This window comes from Arthrobacter tumbae, from assembly GCF_016907495.1.
Classification (GTDB): Bacteria; Actinomycetota; Actinomycetes; order Actinomycetales; family Micrococcaceae; genus Arthrobacter_D; species Arthrobacter_D tumbae.
The window spans coordinates 3,244,669-3,258,131 of record NZ_JAFBCC010000001.1; the positions used below are offsets into that span (position 1 = coordinate 3,244,669).

The following is a 13,463-nucleotide window of genomic DNA, read 5'->3' on the forward strand; positions in this document are numbered from 1 at the left end:
TGCTTCCTGCGGAAAGGAACCCCGCGCATGACCGAGCTCCTGCCCACGATCTGGTTCATCCTGATCGGCGTGCTGTGGACCGGCTTCCTCTTCCTTGAGGGATTCGACCTCGGCGTCGGCATGCTGATGAAGCTGTTCGCGCGAACCGACCGGGAACGCAGGGTCCTCCTCAACACGGTCGGTCCGGTCTGGGACGGCAACGAGGTCTGGCTCGTCACCGCAATCGGAGCCACTCTCGCAGCCTTCCCGCTCTGGTACGCCTCGCTGCTTTCCACGCTCTACGTGCCCTTTATCCTCGTGCTCCTGGCACTCATTTTCCGGGCGGTCGCCTTCGAGTACCGCGGAAAGATGAACGGCGACTCATGGCGCCGACGCTGGGATCTGGCGATCTTCCTCGGCTCCTTCACCGCAGCGGCCGGGATCGGCGCAGCTCTCGCACTGACGACCTCCGGCCTTCCGCTCAACGAGAACGGTGACCGGGTGGGTGGACCGTTCGTCTGGATGACGTTCGACGCCCTCCTGGGTGCGGCCGCCGTCGTCCTCTTCTGCCTCGCCCACGCGCTGGCGTTCCTGGTGCTGAAAACTGACGGGCCCATTCGGGAGCGGGCGCGGAAGCTCCTGATGCGGCTGCTGCCGCTCGCCGTCGTGCCGCTGCTGCTGTGGGCAGCGAAGGTCCACCTGGCCGGGGGAACAGTGTGGACGGGCCTCGTCCTTCTCGTGGCTGCGCTTGCGGCGGCTGCATCGTGGCTCGCCGAGCGGTGCTCGCGGGATGGCTGGGGGTTCTTCTGGCTGGGTGCCGCGCTGGCGGCCTCGCTGGCCTGCATCTTCGGCTCCGCCTATCCGGTCGTGCTGCCGTCGACGCTGAGCGAGGCGTTCAACCTCACGGTGGAGAACGCTTCGAGCTCGCCATACACCCTCGGATTGATGAGCATCGTTGCCGCTATCGGGGTGCCGCTTGTGCTCGCCTACCAGGGCTGGACCTACTGGGTTTTCCGGAAGCGCGTCACCGAACAGAGCATTCCCGAAGCGCACTCGGTGAGCCCTCTGTGATCGACCGGCTGCTGGCACGCGGCCCCGGCGGCATGTCCGTCCCGGTCCGTCCCGTGTACATCCTCGGTGTCCTTGCTGCGGTCAAGGCAGCCGGCCTGGTCCTGATTGCGGAAGCGATCGCCCGCGGCATCGCGGCACTCGCCGGCGGTGCTCTACCCTCGGCGGACCTGTTGGAGCTCGGAGTGGCGGGCGCAGTGCTTCGCGCAGGCGCCGCCTGGGCCCAGCAGGGAACCGCGCAGCGCCTGGCACACGGTGTGAAGGAGCAGTTGCGGCGGGAGGCGCTCGAGCGGGTGCTTGCCGACGGCGGGACCACGAGCGGAAAGCAGGGCACGGGCGCGCTCAGCGTGCTGCTCACCCGCGGGTTGGACGGCCTCGACAAGTACCACACGCAGTACCTTCCGGCCCTGATCACCTGCGCGGTGGTTCCCCTCATGGTCGGCGCGCGCATCCTGGCTGCGGACTGGGTGAGCGCCGTCGTGATTGTCGTGACCATCCCGCTGATCCCGGTCTTCATGGTGCTGATCGGCTGGCACACGCAGGACAGGACAGCTGAGGCGAGGGCGTCGCTCGACCGGCTCTCGGACCACCTGCTGGAACTGGCGAAAGGGCTGCCGGCACTCGTTGGCCTTGGCAGGGCCAGTGCCCAGACGCGTGCACTCCAGGACATCGGCGCCGGCTACTCCCGCCGCACCATGGAGACCCTGCGCATCGCTTTCCTGTCTTCCCTGGCGCTCGAACTGATCAGCACGATTTCGGTGGCGGTCGTGGCCGTCTTCGTGGGCGTGCGGCTGATCCATGGCGATGTGGGACTCGAAGTGGGTTTGCTCGCCCTGATCCTCGCGCCGGAGTGCTATCTGCCGTTGCGGGACCTGGGCGCCGCGCACCATGCAAGCGATGACGGACTGGAGGCCGGACGGGCTGTCCGTGCCATCATCGATGCGCCACGTACTCCCGCTGCTGTGCCGGCCAGCCGCCCGAAAGACGACGACGACGACGACACTGACGACGACGCGGACGACGCCGCTGCCGGCGCCGAACAGCTCACCCTGCGCTTCGATCGCTCAGTGGCACCGATCGTCGATGACCTCACCTTCACCCTGTTGCCGGGATCCATCACCGCGCTGCGGGGACCCAGCGGTTCCGGGAAGTCAACGCTGATGGGCCTGCTGGCAGGAGTTCCCCAGCCCGGCCTGCTGGTTGATGGCGCGGTCAGGCCGCTCAGCGGTCAGCTCGGATGGGTTCCGCAACATCCCGAGACCCTGCTGGACACCGTTCGGGAGGAACTCGCCTTCTATGCAGAATCGCCACTGACCGACCAGGCACTTCTCGGGCTGCTTGCTGCGGTGGACGGCACCCGGTTGCTGGACAAGTCGACCGGTGAATTGAGCCCCGGCGAGCTGCGCAGGGTTGCATTCGCCAGGGCCCTGCTGCGCATCGGACCCGACGGGGGAACGCTGCTGCTCGACGAACCCACTGCCCATGTGGATGAAAGCACCTCGGCGGTGATCCGCCGCACAGTGCGGAACCTGCCGCCGACGGTGACTGTTGTGCTGATTGCACACGATGACCGGACGGCCCGCCTCGCCCACCACACTGTCGACCTCGGATCCACGGGAAGCCTGCCTGACCCACGGTCCCCTGCGCGCACTCCTGATCAAGGCGGAAATGACCCCGGCCTGCGCGAAACCCCGCTACCTGCGCCCGCTCCATCCGGGTTGGCCGCGCCGATGACGAACTACGGGACGGTCCGGACTGCGCTGAACGCGCTTGCACTGGTGCGCCCCTGGTCACCCCGGTTCCTCGCGGCGCTCGCTTTCGGCACGGGCTCGTCTGCTTTCGCCGTAGCGCTCACAGCGCTGTCGGGCTGGCTGATCGTCCGCGCGTCCGAACAGCCGCCCATCCTCTACCTCCTTGCGGCCATCGTAGGGGTTCGGTTCTTCGGCATTGGACGCTCCCTGCTGCGCTATTGCGAACGGTTGTGGCTGCACGGGAGCATCCTGCAGACTGCTGACGCCGTCCGGCTGCGTCTCTGGCAGGCTCTGCTTGGCAGGGCGGAAGCCTGGCGCTCGCTGTCCCGCGGATCGGGCGGCATCGAACGGCTCGTGGGCGACATCGACGAGCTGCGGGACACTGCCGCGCGGGCGGTCTTTCCGCCGCTTACGGCCTTACTGACCGGACTGGCCGCCATCGGGACGACCGCGCTGCTGTTGCCGGACGCGATTCCCTGGCAGATCTTCGCCGTCGGTATCGGCCTTCTGGCCGCCCCGGCCGCCGCGCTGCTGGCCGAACGGTCGGCGGGAGCAGCGGGCATGACGCTGCGGGCGGCCTCCCTCGCCCAGACCACAAGCCTTCTGCGGGCGTCGCAGGACGTCGCAGTCAACGGGCTCACTGCCCGCGCCCTTGCCCGCCTCGCACAGCTGGAATCCCGTGCCGCCCGAGGACTGCGCCGCAGCTCCTGGGCTGCCGGCATCGGGCAGGCGCTCGTCATTTCTGCCTGCGTACTGGCCGCCGTCGCCATCCTCGCCGGCTCGGCAGGGCAGAGCGCAGAGGTGGTGGCCGTCGTCGTACTCATGCAGCTTGCGCTCATTGAGCCGCTCGCGGCCGGCGTTACGGCCGTGCAGCAGTGGGCGCCGCTGGGAACCGTGACGCGCAGGCTCGACGATCACCTGGAGCCCAAGGGCGCCACCGCCGGCCCGATGCTCCGGAGAAATCTTCCGGAGCCTGCGCTCGGCGAGGACCCACCGGCGCTCGCCCTGGTCGACGCCGCCGTGGGGTACGAGCCCGGTGTCGCCGTGGTGGAGGGTGTCACCCTCGCCGTGCGGAGCGGATCCTGGACCGCACTCACCGGCGCATCGGGCAGCGGCAAGTCGACCCTCATCGGCGCACTGCTCGGATTCCTCCCACTCAACAGCGGCAGGTACCTCGCAGCTGCTGCGGCGGACGGCGGGGTGCTTCCCGCTGCCTGGTGCCCGCAGGAAGGCCACCTGTTTGATTCCTCTATCCGGGCGAACCTCCTGCTTGCCTGTGCTCCGCAGGAGCCGGCCGATGATGACGAGCTATGGAGGATTCTCCACGCCGTAGGGCTGGCGGACACGGTACGGGCGCGCACCGGCGGGCTCGACACCAGAATCGGCCCGGGCGGGAACACGCTCTCCGGCGGCGAGAGGCAACGCCTCGCCGTCGCCCGCGCCCTGCTGACCCGCGCGCCGGTGCTGATCCTCGACGAGCCCACCGCCCACCTCGATGCCGACGGCGCGTCCCGTCTCCTGCGTGACCTGCGCAGGGGACTGGGGGACAGGCCGGTGCTGCTCGTCACCCACGACCGCGCGGAAGCGCTGAGCTGTGACACCGGCGTCGAACTTGCTGCCGGCAGGAAGGGCAATCACTTAAGCTGGGAGCATGCCTACGCCTGAGCTCACACCAACCGACCAGCAGCTGAGCTGGCGGGCAATCACGGCTGCAGACCTTGATGGCTGGGAGGCGCTGCTTCGCCGGATGGCGGTCGCTGACAAGCCGGACTGGATTGAACAGCGCGCTGACCTCAAGGAGGTCCTCGAAGCCTCGAAGAACGATCCCTCGCTGGATACCGTCATGGGTTTCGATGACGCCGGCACGCCGCGCGCCTTCGGACGGATCAGTGCGAATGCGGGTTCACAGCTGGTGCACGTTTTCGGTGGAGTCGACCCGGAATGGCGGCGGCGGGGGATCGGCCGGTCGATCCACGGCTGGTACGTCGACCGTGCGCGGAAGCGCCTGTCGGACGCAGGGGTGGAGGGAGGCTTCATCCGCTCGTACGTGGAGGAGGTCAATTCCGGGCACCGCGCGCTCATGGAGTCGACCGGCAGCACCATCACCCGCTGGTTCACGGAGATGACCCGGGATCTTTCGGCGGACATTCCGGAAGTCGACCTCGACCCGGAGTTTGAGATCGTGGCGTTCAGCGATGATCTCTCCGAAGCCATCCGCCTGGCCCACAACGAGGCCTTCCAGGATCACTGGGGGAGCGAACCGCGGGATGAGGAGAGCTGGCGGTTCACCGTCACCCACCCCGAGTTCCGGGCCGGGTGGAGCCTCGCGGTCATCGACAACTCGTCGGGTGAGGTGGCCGCCTACGAGATCGCGAGCTACGATCCCGAGTCGAAGGAGCTGGTCGGCCACGACGAGGGCTATACCGAACTGCTGGGCGTGCGGCGCGCCTGGCGTGGACGCCGGCTTGCACCTGCCCTCCTGGCCGAAGCCATGCGCCGCTTCAAGGCAGACGGCATGGAAAACGCCGGGCTGGGCGTGGATACCGAGAATCCGTCGGGCGCGCTCGGCCTGTATGAGCGCATGGGATACACACCCACGCGCCGATCGATGGCCTTCGAGAAGCAGCTCGGGCAGCCGGAGTAGTACCCGCGTCTACTCGGGACTCGGCCCGATCGCCTCGACGGGCTGCGGCAGTGCCACGCCTGACCCGTCGCGGCGGCCGTGCTCCGTAGGAAGCGCCCGTGCCACACCGGTGGCTGATACTGCCCGCGCCGGCCCGTGTCCCGCCCACGCAAGCACCAGGTGGTCCTCGCCCTTCAGGAAGCGATGACAGCGCACCCCGCCCGTAGCCCGTCCCTTGGCCGGGTACTCCGCGAACTCCGTCACCTTCACCGATCCCGGTGTGGTGCCCGGCAGTGCGCCGCTTCCGGCTGCAATGGTGACGACGACGGCCGCAGGATCCCCGGCGCGCACCGCACCGAAGGAGAGGACGACGTCGTCAGCTCCCAGTTTGATCCCGGCCACGCCGCCTGCGGTGCGCCCCTGCGGCCGCACCGCGCCCGCGGGGAAGCGCAGCAGCTGCGCTTCCCGGGTGATGAAAACGAGGTCGTCGGAGTCGTCAGCGGCAGCAAGGCCGATCACGCTGTCCCGGGGTTTGAGGGTGATGGCCTCCCAGTCATCCCGGTTCAGCGGGTAATCCGGAACAACACGCTTGACGATGCCCTGGGCGGTTCCGAGCGCGAAGGCCTTGTCCAGCGGCACGAGCCCCACCAGCGACTCGCCGCGCTCCAGCGTGATGAACTCCTTGATGGAGACACCGCCGGCCAGGTTCGGCGTGGTGTTTGTCGGCGGTAGGGCGGGCATGTCCATGACCTGCAGCCGCAGCATGCGGCCGGCCGAGGTGAGGGCACCGATCTCTGCGCGTGCGGTGGCTGCGACCACGGAGGTAAAGGCGTCGTGCTTGACCCGTTGGCCGCCGTCGGACATGGGCTCCCGGCCGGTGGTGCGCGCAAGCTGCCCTGAGGTTGAGAGAAGAACCCAGCACGGATCATCGGCAATCTCCAGGGCGAGAGGGGCCTTGGCTCCGTTGCCGGCAGGTGTGGGCATCACCGTTCCCTTCAGCGGCGCGCTGGCCTCCGACTCCAGCAGCACGGTGCGCCGCGGCGTGGCGAACTGGTCAGCGACGGCGGCGAGCTCATCCGAAACCAGTCCGCGCAGCCGCTGCTCGGATCCGAGGATCTCTTCGAGTTCAGCGATCTCTTTGCGCAGCTCATCCTGCTCTTTCTCCAGTTCGATGCGGGAGTACTTGGTCAGCTGGCGCAACCGGAGCTCGAGAATGTAGTTGGCCTGGATCTCGGTCAGATCATAGATTGCCATCAGCCGCTCGCGGGCAGCTGCGGCCTCATCCGAGGACCGGATGATCTGGATGACTTCGTCGATGTCCACGATGGCAATCAGCAGACCCTCGACAAGGTGGAGGCGGTCCTTCTTCTTCCCGAGCCGGTACGAGGTTCGGCGCCTGACAACCGAGATCCTGTGGCTGACGTACACCTGCAGCAGTTCCACGAGCCCGAGAGTGCGGGGCTGGCCGTCCACCAGGGTGACATTGTTGATGCCGAAGGAGTCCTCCATCGGCGAATACCGGTAGAGCTGGGCCAGCACGGCGTTGGGATTGAAGCCGTTCTTGAGCTCGATGACCAGCCGCAATCCGTGGGTACGGTCCGTCAGGTCAACGATGTCGGAGATGCCCTGCAGCTTCTTCGCCGTCACGGCATCCTTGATCTTCTCGATCACCTTCTCAGGCCCCACCATGTAGGGCAGCTCCGTGACCACCAGACCGGTGCGGCGGGCCGAAAGCTGTTCGACCTCGACGGTTGCCCGGGTCTTGAAGGATCCGCGGCCCGTCGCATAGGCGTCACGGATGCCGTCCAGCCCGACGATCTTGCCGCCGCTCGGGAGATCCGGGCCGGGCACAAAGCGCATGAGGTCTTCCAGCGTTGCGTCCGGGTTCTCGATCAGGTGCCGGGCCGCTGCAATGACCTCGCCGAGGTTGTGCGGCGCCATATTCGTGGCCATGCCGACCGCGATGCCGGTTGCCCCGTTGACCAGGAGGTTGGGGAAGGCCGCAGGGAGGACCTCGGGCTGGGTGAGCTGGTTGTCGTAGTTCGGGATGAAGTCGACGACGTCCTCGCCGAGGTGATCCGTCATGGTGAGCGCCGCGGCCGCGAGCCGCGCCTCGGTGTAACGGGCGGCGGCCGGGCCGTCGTCGAGCGACCCGAAGTTTCCGTGCCCGTCAATCAGGGGAAGGCGGAGCGCGAAGTCCTGGGCCATGCGCACCATGGCGTCGTAGATCGCGGCATCGCCGTGGGGATGAAGCTTGCCCATGACTTCGCCGACTACCCGCGCCGACTTCACGTGGCCGCGGTCGGGCCGCAAGCCCATGTCGGTCATCATGTACAGGATCCGGCGCTGCACGGGCTTCAGGCCGTCGCGGGCATCAGGGAGGGCTCGCGAATAGATGACCGAATACGCGTACTCCAGGAAGGAGCCCTCCATTTCGGAGGTGACGTCGATGTCGATGATCTTCTCGGTGTAGTCCCTGTCCGGGGGTGTGGCTTGGCGCCTTGCCATGGTGTGTCGGGTCCTTCGGCAGCTGATCGCGTAGGTGGAATGCGGTGGTCGATGTGTGGTGCGTGGACGGACGGTAACTGTGCCCCGGCTGACGGGAGCCGCAGCCGCCCACTACTGTGAGTCTATGGTGGCTGACGGACTATACCCCGAATATTGGGAGGCGGACGTCGTGTTGCGGGACGGCTCCACCGGCCATCTCCGGCCCATCTCGCCGTTGGATGCGGATGCGGTCCAGGCATTCCACATGAGTCAGTCCCAGAACTCCATCTACCTGAGGTTCTTCACCTACAAGTCCTCGCTGAGCGCCAAGGAACTCAAGCGGTTCACCGAGGTGGACCACGTGGGCAGGGTGGCGTTCGTGGTGACCCGCGGCCAGGACATCATTGGCATCGGCCGTTATGACCGCCTCGACGATCCCGACGAGGCCGAGGTCGCCTTCAATGTATCGGACGCCTACCAGGGCCGGGGACTGGGGTCCATCCTGCTCGAGCACCTCGCCGTCGCAGCACTGGAGAACGGCATCCGGCGATTCACCGCCGAAGTACTTCCCGAGAACCGAAAAATGATCACGGTGTTCGCCGAAGCCGGCTACGAAGTGGACCGCCGGTTCGATGACGGTGTCGTGGAACTGACGTTCAACATCGACCCGACGGACAAGTCGCGCGCGGTGATGGAAGCACGCGAGCACCGCGCGGAGGCGCGCAGTATGCAGACCCTGCTGACGCCGTCGTCGGTTGCCGTGATCGGTGCCAGCCGCAGCTGGGGGAGCGTGGGCTACTCGCTACTTGAACACATCGTCAATGGGGGATTCACCGGGCCGGTTGCCGGAGTCAATCCCGAGGCGTTCGAACTGAACGGCATGATTGCCTACGGTTCCGTCGCCGAGATACCCGAGCCCGTGGATCTCGCCGTGATCGCAGTGCCCTACGATCAGGTGCTCGCGGTGGTCGAGGAGTGCGGACGGGCGGGTGTCAAAGGCTTGCTTGTTGCGACGGCAGGATTCGCGGACGACGACGGCGAAGGGCTTGCGCGCCAGCGCGCGCTGGTGCACAGCGCCCGCTCCTACGGCATGCGGGTGGTGGGCCCGGCATCGTTGGGCATCATCAACACCGATCCCACGGTCCGGCTGAATGCGTCGATGGCGCCGGAAATGCCGCAGCGCGGCGGGCTTGGCCTCTTCAGCCAGTCAGCAGCGATCGGCGTCATGCTCCATGCCGCCGCCGGCCGGCGTTCACTGGGCCTGTCTTCCGCGCTGTCCGCCGGCAACCGGGCGGACGTCTCCGGTAACGACGCCATGCAGTACTGGGAGGACGACCCGGACACCCGGGCCGTTGCACTGTACCTGGAATCGATCGGCAACCCGCGCAAGTTCTCGCGGATAGCGCGCCGTCTGTCCCGGATGAAGCCGGTCCTCGTGGCGAAGTCGGATGTCATGGGCCTGCAGCTGCCGCCCGGCCACGCGGTGCGCACAACGCAGGCTCCGAGCGGTGCGCTGGACGCGATGCTGCGGCAGTCCGGGGTGATCCGTGTCGAGACCACCGAACAGCTGATGGACGTGGCGCAGATCGTGGTCGGCCAGCCTGTTCCCAGTGGATCCGGAATTGCTGTCTTCAGCAACTCACTCGCCCTGGGGAAGGTGCTCGCGGACGCAGCCCTCGCTCAGGAACTCGACGTGGTCCGGCTGAATGCACACCTCGATCTCGACGCGGGGCAGTCAGTGGCGCTGTCCGCGCTCAAAACCGCGTTCACCGATGCGCTCGCGGACCCGGGCGTGCATTCCCTCATCCTCACGCTCATTCCCGTGGTCGGTCTTTCCTTCGAGGCGGTCCTGCCGGTCCTGCAGGAGTGCGGCAGGGCGGCGGGAAAACCGGTCGTCGCGTGCTTCGCCGGGGTGCTGGATCCGGCCGCGCAGCTTGAGGGGTTGCGCGCCGCCGGCGGTATTCATCCAGGCCGCGGGGACGGGGCAGCGGACGACGGCGCGTCAGTGCCCTGCTTCGCCAGCCCGGGGGCCGCCGTGTCGGCGCTGGGTGCCGTCGTCCGGTATAGCCGGTGGAGGGAACGCGAGCATGGTGTGTTCGCGGAGCTGGACAACGTTGATGAGGAAGGCGCCGCTGCGTTGCTCGGCAGTGTGCTGTCCGGCGTACGGGATGTGGGGCTGCGCCGCCTCGATAGCGGCCAGCTGCAACGGCTCCTTGGCTGCTACGGCATCAAGGTGCTGCCCTCGATACCCTTCGATTCAGCCGATGAGGCGGTTGAGGCTGCAGAATCGCTGGGGTGGCCGGTTGCGCTGAAGACGGTCGAGGAGAATCTGCGGCACCGACTGGACTTCGGCGGAGTGCGGCTCAACATCTCCGACGCTCCGGGTCTACGCGCAGGGATTGAGGCCATGCGCGCCGAACTTCGTCCGTTCGGTAATCCCGGCCTGGAAATCCAGACGATGGCCCCGGCCGGGCAGGCCTGTGTCATCAGGGCGATCGAGGACCCCCTTCTTGGACCCGTGGTCTCATTCGGGATGGCCGGAGATGCGGTCAACCTGCTCGATGACTGGGCGCACGGCACACCGCCGCTGACCACCCTGGACGCGGCGGATCTGCTCCGGACGCCGCGGGCCAGCCGCCGGCTGTTCGGGTACCAGGGGCTGCCGCCGGTAGACGTCCCCGCCATCGAGGACTTGCTCCTGCGGGTCGCACTGCTCAAGGACCGGCACCCCGAGATCGCGCTCCTGCGGTTCAACCCCGTCCTGGTCTCGGCTACCGGGCTCGCCGTCCTCAGCGCGGAAATCAGCGTGGGAAACCCCCAGCAACGCACGGACAGCGCGCGTCGGGCGATGCGCGACTGACTTCCGCCGGGCGGCCCCGCCGGGCCCTGCGCCGGTTAGGCGTGCGCCGTCGGCATAAGTCACACTGGAACCATGACTCCATCGCTGTCGGCTGAACGCCGCGACCTGGATGCCTCCCTCGAACGAGCGGGCTTCTACCCGCGGCTGGTGGCCGACGTCGTTCATGATGCCCTGGACGGCAGGGAACCGCTCTCGCATGTGGTTCATCTGGAGACCCACTTCGAGCGGACCGAGATCCGCCGGCACATCACCGTTCTGGTCCTGACCGAGGACATGCTGGTGATTACCCACGTTGATGACCAGCAGCTGGACGACGCCGGTGAACAGGTGACGGCGCAGGTGTCCACCGAGTCGGTGCCGGTCAGCCAGATCCGGTCAGTGGTTCTCAGCTACCTGTATTCCCAGCCCCAGAACTACAAGCCCTCCGACCCGGCCCGGGAGCTCACCCTCGGAATCGCCTGGTCCGGCGGCCAGCGGCTCGACATGGGACCGGCCAGCTGTGGTGATCCGCAATGCGATGCTGACCACGGGTACACCGGGACCATCGCCCAGGAGGACATTGTGTTGCGGGTCAGCGCGGAAGCGGACGGCCTGCAGGCTGTGCAGAGTGCCAAGTCCTTCGCCCGCGAACTGCGCACGGTGAGCACTGCAAATCCAACCGTCTCCGGCGTCGTCGTGAACCAGCCGGGCGCCAACCGGAGGCAACCCGGGCTGGCCACCCGTTTCAGCCGCGCCCACCACGGGCGGTAATCCCGCTGGTGACGACCCCACCGCTCCACACGGAGCCTCTTCCAGCCGCGCCCGCCTACGGCCGTTCAACCGTTGCCGAGGTTTTCACCAGTTCGGCTGCAGCTCTCGGACTACCCGGATTTTCCAACCCCCTGGATCTGCCGGCTGCGCGCAGGGTATGCGTGGTGCTGGTGGACGGACTTGGCGCGGCGCTACTGCGTAAGCGCTCCGGCCATGCACCTTTCCTGCGGCAGTTCCTCGACTCGTCGCGCAAGCTCGGGTCCGTCTTCCCAAGTACGACGGCGGCCGCGCTGGCCTCACTCGGCACCGGATTGGCTCCGGGGCAGCACGGCCTGGTGGGCTACGACGTGCTGGACCCTGGACAGGGCAAGGTGGTGAATATGCTCGGCGGCTGGGATGCCGCAGTGCAACCCGGACGCTGGCAGCCCCATCCCACGGTGTTCGAGCGTGTAGCTGGCGATGTACCCGTGACGAGCGTAGGGCTCGCACGTTTCGACGGATCGGGACTGACCCGGGCAGCACTGCGCGGCGGCACCTACGTGGCTGGAGGCACCCCGGAGGCACGCGTACAGGCGGTGTGTAAGGCGCTGGGTGCGAATGATCAAGCGCTCGTCTATCTCTATCTGAACGAGCTCGATAAGACCGGACACCGCTCAGGGTGTGCCTCGCCGGACTGGGGCGACCGGCTGGAAGACCTGGACCGGACCATGCGGTCCCTCGCCGCCAAGGTCCCGCCCCACACCCTGCTTCTGCTGACTGCCGACCACGGCATGGTGGATGTCGCCCCCGCCCAGCACGTCGACTTCGCGGCTGATCCCTCTCTCGTCGACGGCGTCGCACACACGGGAGGGGAGCCCCGCATGGTTCACCTCTATACCGAGCCGGACCTGCCCGACGCCGGCAGGCAGCGCCTGGTGGACTCCTGGCGGAAGGTACACGGTGCGCACGCGTGGATCCTTCCGAGGGAAGAGGCGATCACCGCAGGATTGTTCGGGACAGTCTCGCCGGAGGTCGAGCCGCGGATCGGGGACGTCCTGGTCGCAGCCCGGGAACCGGTAGCGTTCTATGACACCCGAAGGGTGCCGGCCTCAGCTCTTGAGGTCATTGGCCAGCACGGCTCGCTTACGCGTGCCGAGCGTGAGGTGCCGTTGCTTACCCTGGTGAAACCGGGGCCGGGACCGGCGCGGATAGTCGGTCGCTGACCCATGGCTGAACTCATTTTCTTCTCCGGGACCATGGATTGCGGCAAGTCCACCCTTGCCCTGCAGATGGATCACAACCACAGCGCCCGCGGACGCGCCGGACTGCTCTTCAGTTCTCACGACCGTGCGGGGGAGTCCGTCATCTCGAGTCGGTTGGGACTCATGACCCAGGCGATCGAAGTTCGTCCGGACACCGATTTCTGGGAGGAGCTGGTCCGGCGGCGCACCCACGGAACGCGCGTCAATTACCTCATCTGCGACGAAGCACAGTTCTATACGCCCGCGCAGATCGAGCAGCTTGCGCGCATTGTCGACGACATGGCCATCGACGTTTTCGCCTTTGGAATCACTTCCGACTTCCGCACCCAGCTGTTTCCAGGATCCCGGCGGCTGATTGAACTGGCCGACAGAACCCAGGTGCTTCAGGTGGAGGCGTTGTGCTGGTGCGGGCGCCGGGCCACGCACAACGCGCGCACGGTGGACGGCGTCATGGTCGTTGAGGGTGAACAGATGGTGGTCGGAGATGTTGAGCCGTCTACCGCCGAGAGCGATCCCGGACAGCCCCGGCTGACAGGCGGAGGTCTCGATGAACTCGACCTGCCGGCCGGTCCGGTGATCGGGTACGAGACACTCTGCCGGCGGCACCATATGCGCCGGGTGACCGCGCATACGGCGCGTACGCATGCCGGCAGCGACGTGCCGCTGCCGTTCGATCCGGCGGCCGCGCGGCTCTGAAACGGGGA

The 13,463-nt window shown here is 67.3% G+C and carries 8 protein-coding genes; 7 read left to right on the forward strand and 1 reads right to left on the reverse strand.

Features of this window, described 5'->3' with window-relative positions:
- The first annotated feature begins 27 nt into the window (after positions 1–27).
- Genes cydB through JOD47_RS15305 form a run of 3 tightly spaced genes read left to right on the forward strand, consistent with a single transcriptional unit; the run spans position 28 to position 5,442 of the window.
- Positions 28–1,050 (forward strand): cytochrome d ubiquinol oxidase subunit II, encoded by a 1,023-nt coding sequence (cydB, locus tag JOD47_RS15295; RefSeq protein ID WP_204535563.1) that lies wholly within the window; start codon positions 28–30, stop codon positions 1,048–1,050.
- Positions 1,047–4,463, forward strand: a complete 3,417-nt coding sequence (gene cydD, locus JOD47_RS15300) for a thiol reductant ABC exporter subunit CydD (RefSeq protein WP_307836333.1) — start codon at positions 1,047–1,049, stop codon at positions 4,461–4,463. Before cydB ends, cydD begins: the two co-directional genes overlap by 4 nt.
- Entirely contained in the window at positions 4,450–5,442 is a 993-nt protein-coding gene (locus JOD47_RS15305) for a GNAT family N-acetyltransferase (protein ID WP_239548127.1), read from the forward strand. Before cydD ends, JOD47_RS15305 begins: the two co-directional genes overlap by 14 nt.
- Before the next feature lie 9 nt (positions 5,443–5,451).
- Here the strand turns inward: JOD47_RS15305 and JOD47_RS15310 are convergent, their stop codons facing one another.
- Complete coding sequence (locus JOD47_RS15310) at positions 5,452–7,929, reverse strand: DNA gyrase/topoisomerase IV subunit A (RefSeq protein ID WP_204535565.1); 2,478 nt, start codon at positions 7,927–7,929, stop codon at positions 5,452–5,454.
- Positions 7,930–8,053: 124 nt separating this feature from the next.
- Between JOD47_RS15310 and JOD47_RS15315 the strand changes: the two genes are divergently transcribed.
- The 4 genes from JOD47_RS15315 (at position 8,054) to JOD47_RS15330 (ending at position 13,455) form a co-directional block, all read left to right on the forward strand.
- Positions 8,054–10,768, forward strand: coding sequence for a bifunctional acetate--CoA ligase family protein/GNAT family N-acetyltransferase (locus JOD47_RS15315; RefSeq protein WP_204535567.1), 2,715 nt, complete (start codon positions 8,054–8,056; stop codon positions 10,766–10,768).
- A 72-nt stretch (positions 10,769–10,840) separates the two neighbouring features.
- Complete coding sequence (locus JOD47_RS15320; protein ID WP_204535569.1) at positions 10,841–11,518, forward strand: DUF5998 family protein; 678 nt, start codon at positions 10,841–10,843, stop codon at positions 11,516–11,518.
- An 8-nt stretch (positions 11,519–11,526) separates the two neighbouring features.
- Positions 11,527–12,720 carry an alkaline phosphatase family protein gene (locus JOD47_RS15325; RefSeq protein ID WP_204535571.1) on the forward strand — a complete coding sequence of 398 codons (1,194 nt, stop codon included), beginning with the start codon at positions 11,527–11,529 and terminating at the stop codon, positions 12,718–12,720.
- A gap of 3 nt (positions 12,721–12,723) precedes the next feature.
- A complete protein-coding gene (locus JOD47_RS15330) occupies positions 12,724–13,455 on the forward strand; it encodes a thymidine kinase (protein WP_204535573.1) in 732 nt (243 codons plus the stop codon).
- The last annotated feature ends 8 nt before the right edge of the window (positions 13,456–13,463 follow it).

Excerpts from the sequence above, each read along its gene's own strand:
- JOD47_RS15310 (WP_204535565.1), bottom strand. The coding sequence starts at position 7,929 with ATGGCAAGGCGCCAAGCCACACCCCCGGACAGGGACTACACCGAGAAG.
- JOD47_RS15315 (WP_204535567.1), top strand. The coding sequence starts at position 8,054 with ATGGTGGCTGACGGACTATACCCCGAATATTGGGAGGCGGACGTCGTG.
- JOD47_RS15305 (WP_239548127.1), top strand. The coding sequence starts at position 4,450 with ATGCCTACGCCTGAGCTCACACCAACCGACCAGCAGCTGAGCTGGCGG.
- cydB (WP_204535563.1), top strand. The coding sequence starts at position 28 with ATGACCGAGCTCCTGCCCACGATCTGGTTCATCCTGATCGGCGTGCTG.
- JOD47_RS15330 (WP_204535573.1), top strand. The coding sequence starts at position 12,724 with ATGGCTGAACTCATTTTCTTCTCCGGGACCATGGATTGCGGCAAGTCC.
- JOD47_RS15320 (WP_204535569.1), top strand. The coding sequence starts at position 10,841 with ATGACTCCATCGCTGTCGGCTGAACGCCGCGACCTGGATGCCTCCCTC.